At 71.7% G+C, this 13,782-nt stretch carries 9 protein-coding genes (1 of these 9 cut by a window edge); all 9 read right to left on the reverse strand.

Features of this window, described 5'->3' with window-relative positions; translation table 11 throughout:
- Positions 1–3,792, reverse strand: partial view of a lonely Cys domain-containing protein gene (locus NX794_RS00735; RefSeq protein ID WP_428985824.1) — the 5' portion only. 24,366 nt of this gene lie to the left of the window's left edge; only the first 3,792 of its 28,158 coding nucleotides appear in the window; its start codon is at positions 3,790–3,792; its stop codon lies beyond the left edge, outside the window.
- A 27-nt stretch (positions 3,793–3,819) separates the two neighbouring features.
- Complete coding sequence (locus tag NX794_RS00740; protein WP_258775977.1) at positions 3,820–4,200, reverse strand: hypothetical protein; 381 nt, start codon at positions 4,198–4,200, stop codon at positions 3,820–3,822.
- A gap of 3 nt (positions 4,201–4,203) precedes the next feature.
- Positions 4,204–4,659 (reverse strand): YbaB/EbfC family nucleoid-associated protein, encoded by a 456-nt coding sequence (locus NX794_RS00745; RefSeq protein WP_258775978.1) that lies wholly within the window; start codon positions 4,657–4,659, stop codon positions 4,204–4,206.
- A 157-nt stretch (positions 4,660–4,816) separates the two neighbouring features.
- Positions 4,817–8,401 (reverse strand): AAWKG family protein, encoded by a 3,585-nt coding sequence (locus tag NX794_RS00750; protein WP_258775979.1) that lies wholly within the window; start codon positions 8,399–8,401, stop codon positions 4,817–4,819.
- A 120-nt stretch (positions 8,402–8,521) separates the two neighbouring features.
- The gene (locus tag NX794_RS00755) at positions 8,522–8,995 is read right to left on the reverse strand and encodes a type VII secretion system-associated protein (protein ID WP_258775981.1); all 474 of its coding nucleotides are present in this window, start codon (positions 8,993–8,995) and stop codon (positions 8,522–8,524) included.
- A 137-nt stretch (positions 8,996–9,132) separates the two neighbouring features.
- Entirely contained in the window at positions 9,133–9,441 is a 309-nt protein-coding gene (locus NX794_RS00760) for a WXG100 family type VII secretion target (protein WP_258775983.1), read from the reverse strand.
- Positions 9,442–9,535: 94 nt separating this feature from the next.
- Positions 9,536–9,871, reverse strand: coding sequence for a hypothetical protein (locus NX794_RS00765; protein WP_258775985.1), 336 nt, complete (start codon positions 9,869–9,871; stop codon positions 9,536–9,538).
- A 437-nt stretch (positions 9,872–10,308) separates the two neighbouring features.
- A complete protein-coding gene (eccB, locus tag NX794_RS00770; RefSeq protein WP_258775987.1) occupies positions 10,309–11,874 on the reverse strand; it encodes a type VII secretion protein EccB in 1,566 nt (521 codons plus the stop codon).
- Positions 11,875–11,950: 76 nt separating this feature from the next.
- A complete protein-coding gene (gene eccD, locus NX794_RS00775) occupies positions 11,951–13,357 on the reverse strand; it encodes a type VII secretion integral membrane protein EccD (protein ID WP_258775988.1) in 1,407 nt (468 codons plus the stop codon).
- Between the last annotated feature and the right edge of the window lie 425 nt (positions 13,358–13,782).

The raw sequence follows: 13,782 nt of genomic DNA on the forward strand, positions 1-13,782 counted from the left end.
CAGGCCGGCGACACGGGCCAGCGCGTCCAGCTCGGCGCCGGCGGGCTCGGGGGTGAACAGCCGCCAGCGCCCCGGCCCGTCGGGTCCCTCGGTGAGCACCGCGCGGACGTCGCCGTCCCGGTCGCGGGCCGTGCCGACCTCGCTGGTGGGCGCGTACACCGGCCGCCCGGTCCGGTTCGCCACGTGCTGCGCGACGGGCAGCCCCGCCACCTCCGGCTGCCGTCCGGTCTCGCAGGAGAACAGCACCAGCGGCCGGTCCCGATCGCCGTCCCGCGTCCAGGACTTGAGCACCTCGCCGAGCTGCACACCGCTGACCTTCACGGTGGGGCGTGCCGCGTCGTCGGTGCCGAGCGTGACGGTGCGCGCGGTGCCGTGCCCAGCGAAGTAGTCGGCGCCGCGCTCGGTACCGGAGCCGGGCAGCGGGGCGGGCGGCCCGGTGAACACCGTGCGGCGCTCGGGCGGTTCCTCCGCCGGGGCCGGCGAGGTCTCCGGGTCGGCGGAGGTGGTGCGCACACCTCGGTAGGTGTCCTGGTCGATCAGGGCACGCCGGCGCGCTCCGTGCTCCGTCGCGTCCTCGGCCGCGCTCTGCGAGATGGTCAGCGTCCGCACGGCGCGCCCCGGCACCGGCTTGGCGGCGGTGTCGGATACGAGGCGCCGCAGTTGGGCCACGGGAACCGTGTGCCCGTCGAGGGTCGTGACGACCGGCCCGGCGGCGGGCCGTACGACGATCCGGGCCGGGGGTGCGGGCGGGGGGCTGACCGGGGTGACGGTGTCCGCCGTAGGCGGCTCGGGCGGGGGCGGGGGGCCGCCGTCCCCGAGGCCGTGCCCGCCGCCGATGCCGGGGGTGTGACCGCCGGTTCCGTCGGTCTCGCTGTCGGTGGTGTTCCCGGACTCCAGGCGCAGGTCGGTGGCCGTGTCGGTCCAGGGCCGGGAGAGGGTGTCGAGCTTGGCCGTGACGGGGGCTTCGGCGTCGGTGCTGTGCGCCACGGGCATCGGGTCCGACATCAGCTTCGGACGCGAGGGCGGCGGGGACGGCGGGGACGGTTCCGCGTCGGACGTCGTGACCGGCCCGCTGTCGACGGTCGTGCCGCTCTCCGTGACGGGCCGGGGTGCCGGGCCGAGGGCGTCGGCGAGCGGCAGCAGCACGTCGGCGCCGGGGAAGGCGGTGTCGGCGGGCGGCGAGGCCAGGTCCGTCGTGCCAGTGGTGCCTGTGGTGTCCGTGCCGTCCGGTGTCGCGAGGGGCGGCGGGCCGGTGAGGGGGCGCACCCGGACCGGGGCGCCCGGCCCCTGCCGGGTCAGCTCGACGGCGGTACGCACGGGACGCCCCGCCCCGTCCGGGGTGGTCGCGGGTCCGAGTACCACGGCTCGGTCGGTCCCGGCACCGTCCAGCAGCGCGGAGGCCTCCGGGGACCCGGAGACCGGCGGTGGCGTCTGCGACACGAGCACGGTGAGCGGCGGCGCGTGGCCGGACACCGGGTCAACGGTGGGGGCGGGCTGCGCGGTCTTCAGGTCGGCGTCGACGGTGGGGGCGGGCTGGGCCGTCTTCAGGTCGGGCTCGATGGTGGGGGCGGGCTGGGCCGTCTTCACCTCGGCGTCGACGCCGTCGGGTGCCTGGTCGACGCTGGTGTCCGTGTGCGAGCCACCGGTGTCGGTGACCGAGCCATGGGTGCCCGTATGCGAGCCACCGGTATCCGCGACCGAGCCATGGGTGCCCGTGACCGAGCCACCGGTGTCCGTGTGCGAGCCCGTGGTGTCCACCGTCGGCGGAGCCGTGTCGAGGTCGGCGGACGGGGTGGGATCGACAGAGGGCGAAGTCCCCGTGTTCCCAGTCGAGTTGGCCACGCCTCCCGGCCGCGCCCCGACCCCGGGATTCCCCGCAGTTCCGGTCCCCGACCCGGCACCGACCCCGGTCGCGGACCCGGCCCCAGCCCCGGTCGCGGAGCCCACCCCTGCCGTCGTACCGCCGACGCTTCCCACCTGAGGACCCGGTACGGCCGACCCGCCGAGGTCGGCAGAGCCGCCACCCCCATGGACCTGCGCGTCCGGCGTCCCCCCGAGCGGCGCCTGCACCGTCACCGGTGTGCCGAACGCGTCGAGGGCGCGGCGGACCGAGTCGGCGTCCACTTGGGCGGCGGGATCGTTCCCGGCGGGTACGACCCGGACCTCGGGCACCTGGGAGAGGTGGGCGTGCAGTCCGTCGCGGACGCCGACCTCGGCGGGGCCGGGCGGCGGCGTCCCGCGCAGCGCGGCGAGTTGGTGCAGGGCCTGTTCGCGCAGGTCGGCGGGGCCTTGGTGGACCTGCTGCCAGAGCGTGTTCTCGGCGGCGGTCACGGGCAGCGGGCCCGGTGTGTAGGTCGGCGGCGCCGGGGAGGTGTACGGCGGCGGGTTCGCCGGGGAGTACGGCGGGGGCGCCTCGGTGCCGGTGAAGTCGCCCTGGACGTCCGCCTGTTGGGTGGTCGTCGGGATCTCGCTCGCGCCCGAGGGGCCGGTGCGCGGCGGCCCGTCGGTGTGGTCGGTGCCGTCACCGGAGCGGTTGTGCCCGGTGCCGCCGGAGCCCCGCGTGCCGGAGTCAGTCGTACCGCCGGACACGGTGGGCGGGTTCCGCAACTTGTCGATGGCGTGCCGCAGTTCGGCACCGCTGTTCAGGGCGGTGCCGTGCAGGCTGCTCTCGACCTGGCTGCTCAGGCCCGCGCCGACGAAGGTGGACCAGCTGGTCGACCAGTCGCCGTCGAAGGCGCCCTTGATGAGGAACTCGCCGAGTGCCTCGCCGGAACCGGCGGCGAGGAAGTCGGCCGTGCCCTTGAGCCCGTAGTGCCCGGCCACCGCGCCGGGCCGGTCGGAGTTGAAGCGCAGGATCTGGTTGTTGCGCCACAGCTCGGAGTTGTTCCGGAAGGAGTGCGGGCCGTCGCGGAAGGTGACCGGCGGGTTGGCGCCGGGGCTGTCGGTCGGGGTGTGGTCGCGTGGGGAGTGCGAGCCGGGGCCGGGGTCCGGCTTGGGGTTGGGGTGGTAGGTGACGCCGGGGCCGTGCGGGTCGCGCAGGGTGGGGTTGGGCTTGAAGTCGAGGTCCGGCCCTTTCTTCAAGAAGTTGTTGTCGAAGCTCTTGACGATGTTCTTGGCGAAGTGGTCGAAGACGCTGGTGAAGAAGCCGGCGGCGGCGCCGAACGCGCCGTCCTTGAGGATCTGGCTCCAGTCGAAGCCGCCGGGGCGGCGGCCGTCGGGCGCGAAGTTCATCATCGCCAGGCGCACGGCGAAGGTGGTGAACGCCTCGGCGAAGGCCTCGGTGAGCGAGGGTGCCAGGTGCAGCCGCTGGAGGAGGTGGCTGAGGGTGGTGAGGATCACGAACCGGCTGCGCAGCTTGGCCATCATGATCTGGCTGGCGCTGGCACCGCCGGTGAAGAAGGACATCGCCAGGTAGATGGCGATCTCGATGAGCAGCCGGATGATCTCGGCGATGACCTGCCACTTGGACTCCATGATGTCCATGGAGGTCTTGCGCCGGCCCTCGGCGATCTTGTCGAGCTGGTCGGCGAAGTCGCGCAGGTAGTTCTTGCCGCCGTCGTCGATGAGCATGCCCATCGCCTGGGCGTACGACTTGGAGAGGTCGTCCGGCATCGACTCGGCGATGTCGTGGACGGACTTCTGGATCAGCGAGGACATCCGGTCGAGCTTGCGGCCCAGACCGGAGTAGGGCCGGCGGCTCTCGTAGGCGAGGTCCTCGTCGGCGTCGATGAGCTTCTCCCCGGTGAGGATGAAGATCATCGCGTTGACCTCGGGCGATGCCTTGATGCTCACCGGGTGGCGCTCCGGAAGCGGGTGCGGTCAGTGCCGGCCATGCCCGCCCGTGCCGCCGTGGTCGCCGTCCAGGCCGTGCGTCTCGATACGGCTGTTGCCCTGCTCGATGTCGTCGATGTTGCGGTCGCGGGTGTCCTTCATCATCTTGACCTGGCTGAGCGTGGCGTCGGTGATGCCCACCAGGGCGTCACGGATGGACAGCATGGTGTCCTTGGTGGCCTGCCGCTCCTTCTGCTCCTGCGGCTTGGCCTTCTCCGCGAAGTCGCCGCTCGTGCCGGGCCAGCTCACGGTGGGCGCCAGTTCGTCCAGGAACTCCTCGGTCATGGACCTGGCCAGGCCGCCGATCTCCTCCAGCTGGCCCGAGAGGGCCTCGATGCGCTGGGGGTCGACGTAGTAGCGCTCACCCATGCGTCAGTCCTCCCCGTCCTCGCCGAGCGCGTCCCGCCAGGCGGGGGTCGCCCGGCCGCCGCGTGCCGTGTCCTCGTCGTCCTCGCGCAGCACCTCGGGTCCGAAGATCCGCTCCCAGTCCAGCTCGAAGCCCTTCAGCTCCGGTACCTCGCTGCTGGGTTCGGTGAAGGGTGCCATCGCCTTCATCACATGCCGGTTCATCTTCACGCGGGCGGCGCTCGCGGCCTCCAGGACGCTGGCGGCCAGCTCCCGGGGCGACATGTCGCGGTACTTGTTCTCCAGGAACTCGATGCCGGTCAGCTCGCCCTGCGGGCCGACGGTGGCGCGGACGGCGCGGTCGGAGGAGAGCACCGCGAAGGACGCCTGCCGCAGTTCGCGCTCGGTGCGCGCGAGCCCCTCCTGCGCGGCCTGGAGTTCGGCCATCGCCTTCTCCAATCGCTTCTCCAGCGGTTCCGTCACGCCGCTCCGCCCTTCACTTCGCTCGTACGACGGCCCGTGCGGTCCGGTGCCGTCAACTGCTGTACTGATCTTGCCTGGTGAGAGCCCCGCCGGGGAAGTCGGGGCATGGTGGCGTTCGTTACTCCGGGCCGCTGGTCAGGTGCCGGCGACCACCGGCTCAGCGCCCGATGACCGCCGGGGTGCCGCCCTCCTCGGTGCCCCACACGTCCGCGTCCTCCTCCAGGTAGTCGGCGGAGCTGGTGGCCCTGCGGTTCGGCTCCGCCTCCTCCTCGGGGGTGTCGCCGCCGGTGGTCGCCACCCGGTTCGCCGGTGTCAGGAAGGTGTCGCTGTCCTCCTGGCGGTGCCACGGGCTGCGCCGTCGGCGGTTGCGGCGTTCGCTCTCCTCGGCCGCGTCGACCAGGACGGCCCGCACCCGCTCGCCGTTGCCCTTGTCGCCGCCCGCGCCCATACCGCCGGCACCGCCGCCCATCGGCATGCCGGGTGAACCGGGGGTGCCGGGCGTACCGGGCGCGCCGGCGGAGCCGGCCGTGGCGGCGGCGGCGAGCGGGCTGCTCCCGGCCGCGACACTGTCGGAGAGCGGGGCGGCGCTGCCGGTGGAGAAGCCGTGCGCGGAGCCGGAGCCGGACCCGCCGAGTCCGCCGCCGGTGCCCCCCACGCTGACGCTCCCGCCGCCACTGCCACTGCCGCCGCCGAGGCCCAGGTCGGACAGGGACAGGTCCTTGCTGGTGGTGCCGTCGCCGCCGGAGCCGCCCAGACCGTCGAGGATGTCCGAACTGTCAAGCTTGTTGGGCGTGTTGAGGTCGTGCAGGTTCAGTGTCTCGGTGTGGCCCTGCGGGTCCGTGAGGGTGGTGGCGCCGGTCTCCGGGTCGACGACCTCGTTGCTGCCGTTGGGGAAGTGGGTGGTGAGCTTCCCGTTGTCGAGGGTGGTGGTGGAGCCGTCCGGGTTGGTCACCGTCGCCCCGTGGGTGAGGTCGACGGTCTTGGAGGTGCCGTCCGCGCCGACGGTGGTGAGCTGTCCGGTGTCCACGTGGAACGTGGACTTGCCGCCGTTGTCGAACGAGGTGGTGATGTCGCCGCCGGCGTCGAGCTTGACGTGGCTGCCGGTCGGGCTCTGCAGGCCGGAGTGGTCGACGGCGAAGCCCGAGAGGTGGCCCGACGACTGGGTGTTGATGTCGCCCAGGTCGCCGAGATCGCCCAGGTCTCCCACGTTGTTGTGGGAGTTGAGGTTGCCCAGGTTGCCGAGGTCCTGGGTGTGGGTGGTGCCGTCGGGGTCGGTCGTGACGCTCTGGCCGGTGGTGGGGTCGACGGTCTGCTTGGTGCCGTCCGGGAAGGTCGTCGTCAGCTTGCCGTCGTTCCCGAGGGAGGTCACCGAGCCGTCCGGGTTGGTCACCTTCAGCCCGTCGCCCAGATGCGAGGTGGTCGTCGAACCGTCCGGGTGCGTGGTCGTGAGGGTGTGGCTGCCGGGGTCGAACTGGGTGCTGCTGCCGTCGGGGAAGTCGGTGAGCACGTCGCCGCCGTTGGTGAGCTGGGTGCTGCCGCCGGTCGGGGTGTCGAGCACACCGTGGTTCGCACCGCTGTTGAGGCCGTCGAGGCTGCCCAGGTCGGTCGAGCTGGTGGTGCCGTCGGGGTTGGTGGTGACGGTCTGGCCGGTGGTGGGGTCGACGGTCTGCTTGGTGCCGTCCGGGAAGGTCGTCGTCAGCTTGCCGTCGTTCCCGAGGGAGGTCACCGAGCCGTCCGGGTTGGTCACCTTCAGCCCGTTGCCGAGGTTCGTGGTGGTGGTCGAACCGTCGGGGTGGGTGGTGGTGAGCACCTCGTCGTCGGGGTTGAAGCTGGTCTTGCTGCCGTCGGCGAAGTCGGTGGTGAGCTTGCCGTTCTGGAGCTGGGTGCTGCCGCCGGTCGGTGTCTTCAGGGAGCCGCCGCCGAGCCCGGTGTTGAGCCCGCCCAGGCTGCCCAGGTCCTGGGTGACCGGCGGGATCACGGTCTGCTGGTCGTTGCCGCCCTGGCCGTTGATGTCACCGATGTTGCCGAGGCTCTCGGTGGTGGGCTTGTCCTGGTTGAGCAGGTCGTCGAGACCGTCGATGCTCTGTTCCTTGACGGCGTTCGGGTCGTTGAGTCCGCCGAGGCTCTCCGTCAGGGCCTTGTTCTGCTGCTCGGCCTCGCGCTTGGCGTCCTCCTGCTCCTTGCGCTGCTCCTCGCGGATCTGGTCCTGGTACTTCTTGTCCTCGTCGCGCTGCTTGTTCTGCTCGTTGCGCAGGTCGTCCTGGTACTTCTTGTCCTCGTCGCGCTGTTTGTTCTGCTCCTCGCGGAGCTGGTCCTGGTACTTCTTGTCCTCTTCCCGCTGCTTGTTCTGCTCGTTGCGCAGATCCTCCTGGTACTTCTTGTCCTCCTCGCGCTGCTTGTTCTGCTCGTTGCGCAGGTCGTCCTGGTACTTCTTGTTCTCCTCGTTCTGCTTCTTGATCTCCTCCTGCTCCTCCTTCTCCTTCTTGTCCTTGTACTCGTCCGCCGCCGTGTCGGTCGACTTGGGCTTGGGCACGTTGTCGGAGAAGTCGGCGCCGAGGTCGAGGAAGTGGTTGTTCAGGTCGGACTGGACCTGGGCTGCGGGCTTGCCGAGGTACTCCGCGACGCCCTGGGTCCAGAGCTTGGCGGCCTTGTCGCCGACCTTCCCCCAGTTGGCGATGTCGCTGAGGTCGCCGTACTCCGGGTGGGTCTGGGAGAAGCCGGCCTGCGGGCTGTGGGTGACGGTCGTGGAGTAGCGGCTGGTGTACGACTTGATGTCGGTCTTGGCGACGTTGTTGGTGTCGACCCACTGGGCGAGGTCGTCCAGGACGTAGCGCAGGACCTGGTGCGGGTCGTAGTAGGGGGACTTGGCCCAGGCGAGCCACGCGTCCAGGAGACTGCTCGCCGCGTCCTCCAGGTACTTGCGGCCCAGCGACAGCGCGCGCGAGTAGACGGTGTTGCCGGTGCCGGTGCCGTCGCCCGCGGCGGGCGAGGAGTTGAAGGTCTCGACGTAACTGTCGTAGTTCTCGCGGATCTTCTTCAGCAGGCTCCGGAAGACCTCCGCGGCCTCGCCCTTCCAGCTCGCGTCGTCGCGGCCGAAGCGGTCCTCCCAGTCCTTCAGGACCGGCGCGTAGTCCTTGAAGAACTTGGCGGCGTAGTCGAAGGACTCGCCGGTGGTGTTGAAGGAGTTGAGGTCCACGGCGTCGGCCGACGCCACGCCCAGGTTGCTGAACCGGGCGTCCTGGGTGCTGCCGCCCAGCAGGGCGAGGAGTGCCGCCCGCGGCCCGTTCATGTACCGGGCGAGCGGGATGGTGCTCATCTTGTCCTTGTTGTAGTCCGTGAACTCGTTGCCCTCACGGACCTGGGCGTCCTTGACGTTGTCGGAGCCCGGGGAGTCGAAGATGATCTCGTCCCCGGCCTTCACCCGGCCCTCGAAGACGATCCGGGCCTGCATGATCGACCGCTTCTTGCCGCTGTCGAAGAAGTAGATGTCGTAGTCCTCGCCCGAGTTCACCAGGAAGCCGGAGTCCTTGACGAGCAGGCTGAGACTGCGCTCCTTGATGTCCATGCGGAAGAGCTTGCCGCCGTGGTCGGAGCGGAGCGTGTCGAAGACGGTGCCGCGGTCCGGCACCGGATAGCCGGTGATGTGCTTGACCAGAGCGGCCCAGGTGTCGTCCGAGGGGTCGCCCGCGTTGTCGAACTTGTCGACGTTGGCGACGGAGTTGGGATCGTACCGGTCGGCCACCGGGCGCCCTTTCTGGTCGGGGTGTCGTCCGGACCGGCGCACCGCGCTGTCGTGGGGGTGCGCGGCCGGTCGTCGGTCAGGGGGTGTGCCGGGCGGCTGGGACGCCCGGCCCGCTGGGGGTCAGTCCTCGTTCTCGCCGGGCTTGTCGGTGCTGCCTGACGTCAGGGTGTCGACCTCTTCGAAGGTCTGGAGCAGCGTCTGCGCGTCGATCGCGTCGAGGTTCTTGTCCTTGGTCTTGTTGGCCTCGTCGATCGTGTCGGTGAGGGCCTCCTTCAACTCCTTGAAGAGGTCCATCTGGTCACCGAGCAGCTTGTCGATGGCCTCGGCCGCGGCGCGGATGTCCTTGATCAGCTCGGGGCCCGACACCAGGTTCTCGGTGACCATCTTGCCGATGCGCAGGAGCTGCTTGTCCTGGGCGAGGTTGTCCGGGGTGGTGTGCCCGTCGATGAGCTTCCCGAGCGGGCGGATGTGGTCCCCGTCGCCCTGCTCGCGGTGCTTCTTCGCGGCGGTGTACACCGGCTCCACCTCGTTGTCGCGGAAGTTCTCCATCTGCTTGAGGTCGAAGTGCTTGACGTCGGCCTTGTCACCGGCCATGGGACGCTCTCCTGCCGCTCGGTGCCGGACGGGGACGGGGTTCGGGGCGGGCGGCCCCGGGGGACGGCCCGGGGCCGGGCGGGGCACCCGGTGCTTCCCCCGGAGCCCTGGGCCGGGCTCCGGGGACCTCCGTCGGACTAACGGGCCCGCACGTTACCCCAGTTGTCGGCGCTCTTGCGCTCGTCACGGGAGTGGTTGTCGTGGATGCTCTGGATCAGCGTGCCGCTGTCGCCGAGGAGCAGGGCCATGTTCTTGGTGGCCTGGTCCCACTCCGCCTGGACGGTGCGGTACATCTCCTGGTCCGAGCCCTCCCAGGAGGAGACGAGCGGCTTCAGCTCGTCCTCCAGGTTGTTCAGCGCGTTGATGATCTGCTGGGTCTGCTCGGTCAGCTCCTCGATGGCTTGCCGGACCACGGGGTACTGCACATCGATGATGCCGTCGGCCATGACGTCTCCTTACGGGTGACCGGGCGCCGGCGCCCGGGAAAACGCGCGGGGCGGGATGTCGGTGTCGCCGCCCGCTGTCGCGCGGGTGGTCGGGTCAGCTCAGCGCTTCGAAGACGCCCTGGCTGGTCTTGCTGTTGAGAACCTCGGTCAGGTCCTGGTTCTCCTTCGCCAGGCGGTCGGCGGAGGTCACGTTCTCCTGGAGCGCGTCGACCATCTTGCTGATCTGGACGACGACCTTCTGCGCCTCGCCGTTCCAGCTGCGGAAGAGCTTCAGCAGGGCCTGGCCCTCGTCACCGCCGACGCCCGTGCGCGCGGCGATCTCGGCGACGTTGTTCTGGATCTTCTCGACCTGGGACCGGGCCGACTCCAGCGAGGAGACGCCTCCCAAGCCCTTGGCATAGTCCGCTTTCCTTGCGGCGCTGTCGGCCATGTCGCGTTCCCTTCGTTCAGGCTGATCTCGTCGTACCGGTGTCCGCCGAGGCTAAGGAGAACCCGGCGTTCCGCGCAACGGAAGCAGGGAAAATTTGAGCTTGCGTCGCGGCGTCATAATTGTTGTACAGCACGGGAGTTGTCCGAACGTTTCGGCGAGGTGGACGCCACTCGGGCGGGAAACGGTCACACGGCCATGCTGTACGGGCATCGCGGACGTATCCGGGTGTCCGTCGTAGCCGTGGCACCGGAGAACCGGCTCGTAATATCTGAGCTTTATCTGAGCTTTTTCGTCGGGCATCACTGTGAGCGACTTCACCGGTTCCGCACCACCGATGCCGGGGGTGGAGATTTCGGCTGGCCACCACTCCCCCACCCTTTTCCCTTCCTTTCCTCGCCTTTTCCTTTCTTTACGGCCGTATGCGCACCTTGGCGTGATCAGTGCGCGGTGTCGGCTGTGCGCACCGTGTCCGCCTTGTCCGTGTCCGTCTCCCCCGTCTTCCGGCCACAGGCGGGGGCCGTGATCCGGGGCTGGGCGGCGCCCGTGGCGGCGGCCGGGTCGAGGTCGGCGCCGGTGGGCAGGGTCGCCAGCAGGGGCGCCGGGACGGAGTCGATGTCCGAGGCGTCGTAGCCGAGCGCGGCCAGCGCGTCCTTGCCGGAGACGCGGTACTTCACGCCGTTGTCGGCCACCAGGTAGGTGGTCCCGGCGTGCGCGGCACCGCTGGCGTTCAGCGCCCGGACCAGCGCGCCGTGCCCGGGCCGGACCACCGTCACGTCCGTCGGGACGCAGGCCGGCTCCAGCGGCTCGGCGGTGCCCTCCGACACGGCGGCCGGGGCCAGGTCGGTCAGGGAGACCAGGACCGAGGCGATGCGGGCCCCGCCGGTGCCGCCGTCGACCTGCGCGCACAGCGCGCTGCCGCGCGGCGTGGCCTGCGGGACGGGCGGCGCGTCGGGCAGTTCGGCCGAGGCGACGCCCGAGGTGTCCTTGGCCCGGTGCTCGCGCAGCACGTCCGCGCCGACCGTGCGCACCTCGGGCGAACGGCCCTGGTAGGCGTCCTTCTGGGTGGCCGGGTCGCCGAGCACCAGAGCGGCGCCGAGCCGGGTGAGCGGCACCAGGCCGTCCCGGCGCAGCAGTTGATAGGTGCTGCTGCCGCCCGGCACGCTCACCTTGAAGACCTGGCCGATCCGGGCGGCCTCGCCGCCGATGGCGGGGCCCTCCTCGCCGCGCCCCGGCACCGCGGGCGGCTTCAGGGCGGGCCCGGGGGCCAGGGCGTCCAGGAAGGCCGCCGACACCCGCATCGGCCGCTGCGAGCCGTAGCCCAGGGCGTTACGGGCGTTGGAGGCGCGGTCGAGGGCCAGCCTGCTGCCGCGCCACACCAGGTACTGGGTGTCGTCGGGGCCCTCGACCAGGACCCCGTGGTCGGCGGCGACGCCCCGGGTGTCCAGGGCGGCCCCGGCGACGACGGTGGTGGCGCCCGGCTTGTCGACGCCGGTGTCCGACACGACGCCCGACGTGTTCGGCAGCGCGCCGTCCGGGCCGGTGACGCACAGGTGCCAGGCGTCGTCGTCGAGCCCGCCGGCGTCGGGCACGCTGTCGGGGGCGCCGGGCAGGCCGACCGGGGAGCCCACCGGGATGTCCCGCAGGGAGGCGGTGCGCACGTCGGCGGTCTCCAGGCCGGAGCCGCCGATCAGCCGGGCGGAGGCGTAGTTGCGCACCGGGTGCAGGACGTCGTCGTTGCCGGTCCACAGGTAACGGGCGCCGGTGTCCCGGTTGACCACCAGGTGCGTGCCGTCGCGCCAGCCGTCGTTGCCGCCGGGTCGCAGCAGGCCGTAGACGGTGGCGCCGGCGCCGATCAGGACGGTGACCAGGACCCCGAAGACGACACCCCGGGTGGTGCGCCCGAGCGGGCTCTCCGGGGCGTCCGGGTCGGCCATCAGCAGACCCGAACTGAGCCTGCCCATCATGAAACTGTGGGCGTGTACCTGGTCGCGCTTGGACTGCACAGTCCCTCCTCACTCGTTCTCGATGTCCCGGAGCACGGCCGCGCCGGCGTCCCCGTGGGCCGTGCCGTGGCCGCCGTCAGCCGAACAGCCCGCGCAGCCAGCCGAAGAGCCCCGCCACCCACAGGGTGAGCGGCAGCAGGGCCACCGCGAAGCCGGTGTGGGCGAGTTCGGCGACGCGGCCCCAGTAGGGCAGCATCCGCCGGCCGGGCACGGTCCAGGCGGCGATGACGAGGGCGCCGGCGGCGGCCAGCAGCACCGCGAAGACGATCACCCGGCCGGTGCCGTCGCTGTCGACGGCCCAGGCCCGGGCGAGCAGCAGCAGCCCCCACACGCCGGGCACGGTCAGGGTGAGCCGCTGCCAGGTGTGCACCAGGCCCCGGGCGTGCAGGAGCAGCAGCAGGCTCAGGGCCAGGGAGGTGAGCACCCCGGGCAGGCCGGGACGCACGGTGAGGACGGCCAGCGCCGCCGCGACGACGGTGCCGGTGGCGGCGAACAGGGCGGTGACCCAGCGGCCGGCCAGTTCGGTGCGCTCGGCGACCTCGTCGCCCGCGTAGGGCTCGATGCCCTCCTGGAGCTGTCCGGCGGAGGACGGCAGGGCGGGCATCCGCATGCCGGCCAGTTTGAAGGCGAAGGGTGCGACGGTCCCGGCGCCGAGCGCGACGAAGGTCGCGACCAGTGCCGTCGAGGCCGGCACCGACAGGTCGGTGTACCCGGTCAGCGCGCCGGCGACCGCGACGGCCACCGACACCACCGCGCCGGCCAGCAGGGCGGGCGCGCCCACCGCGGTGGCGGCCAGCGCGAGGACCGCGCCGCCCGCGCCCGCGGCGCCCGCCGCGAGCAGGCGGGCGCCCACGACGCGCGCCGCGTCCGGGCCGGTCAGGTCGCCGCCGGGCAGCAGCCAGCCGGCGAGGGCCAGGCAGGGGGCGACCATGAGGCCGAGCGCGGTCGCGGTCAGGCGGTCGCCGACCGCGCGGCTCGCGGTGCCCGCGCCCGCGAGCAGCAGCAGCCCGGTGACGGCAGCGGCGGCGGCCCGCACGGAGCCGGAACCGGACACCCCGGGCCACAGCAGCAGCACGAGGGCGGCCAGCACGGTCGCCACGACGGCGCCCACCAGGGCGCGGCGGGACGCTACCGGGCTCCAGTCGGACAGCCGCCGGCCCGTGGTGTCGGCGATGCCGTCCACCAGGTCGTCGAGGCGCGCCTCGGGCAGCGCCTCGGTGTGCGGGCGCAGATAGAGCACGGCGCCGTCGGCGAGTCCGGCCCGGGCGAGGGTGGTCTCCTCGTCGAGGGGCGCGTCACCGAGGCGCTGGAGCACCCAGCCGGCGTGGTCGAGCCCGGCCTCCTCGGCCTCCTCGCCGACGTAGCGCAGCAGGGTGGGCAGGAGGTCGGCGACGGGCACGTCGGCGGGCACGGCCAGATCGACGGAGACGCTCGGCGCGCGTACGGTCAGGCGGCACAGTTCGGCCACCGCGCTGTCGGTCATCAGCTGGACTCTCGGCTTCCGTGGGGGGCGTTGGCGGGAGGGCTTCCCTCGCGAGAGGGGACGTGCGAAGAGTACGGAAGGCCGGTGCGACCCTGAACGAGAGGGCCGGGCGGAGGAATTGTGTCCCGGTGCCCGTGCCGCATCTCCCGCGTGGACAGGTCGCGTTCCGTGAATGCAGACTACTGCCTACGCCCGTCGGCCGTGCTGCGGTCCGGTTTCGTCGGCCGGTACGGAGTTGCGCGTCAAGCGAGTTGGCCGTTTTGACTGGTCCGCTCGGAATATTCACCCGGTGTCCATCGCTTCGGACGGTTCCCGGAGAATGGGTGTGGCGCGCTCTTTCCCGGCGACGGGTACGCCTATTCGGCACGGGCCGGAATGCCAGTGAAACCGGAGGTTTCGTTCCTTGAGTGTGGTGCTGTTTCGGC

Source organism: Streptomyces pyxinicus, from assembly GCF_024753135.1.
In the GTDB taxonomy this organism is placed as follows: domain Bacteria; phylum Actinomycetota; class Actinomycetes; order Streptomycetales; family Streptomycetaceae; genus Streptomyces; species Streptomyces pyxinicus.

What these genes read in the sequence shown, in the direction of transcription:
- NX794_RS00740 (WP_258775977.1), bottom strand. Translation starts at nt 4,200, where the DNA reads ATGGGTGAGCGCTACTACGTCGACCCCCAGCGCATCGAGGCCCTCTCG.
- NX794_RS00755 (WP_258775981.1), bottom strand. Translation starts at nt 8,995, where the DNA reads ATGGCCGGTGACAAGGCCGACGTCAAGCACTTCGACCTCAAGCAGATG.
- NX794_RS00760 (WP_258775983.1), bottom strand. Translation starts at nt 9,441, where the DNA reads ATGGCCGACGGCATCATCGATGTGCAGTACCCCGTGGTCCGGCAAGCC.
- NX794_RS00765 (WP_258775985.1), bottom strand. Translation starts at nt 9,871, where the DNA reads ATGGCCGACAGCGCCGCAAGGAAAGCGGACTATGCCAAGGGCTTGGGA.
- eccD (WP_258775988.1), bottom strand. Translation starts at nt 13,357, where the DNA reads ATGACCGACAGCGCGGTGGCCGAACTGTGCCGCCTGACCGTACGCGCG.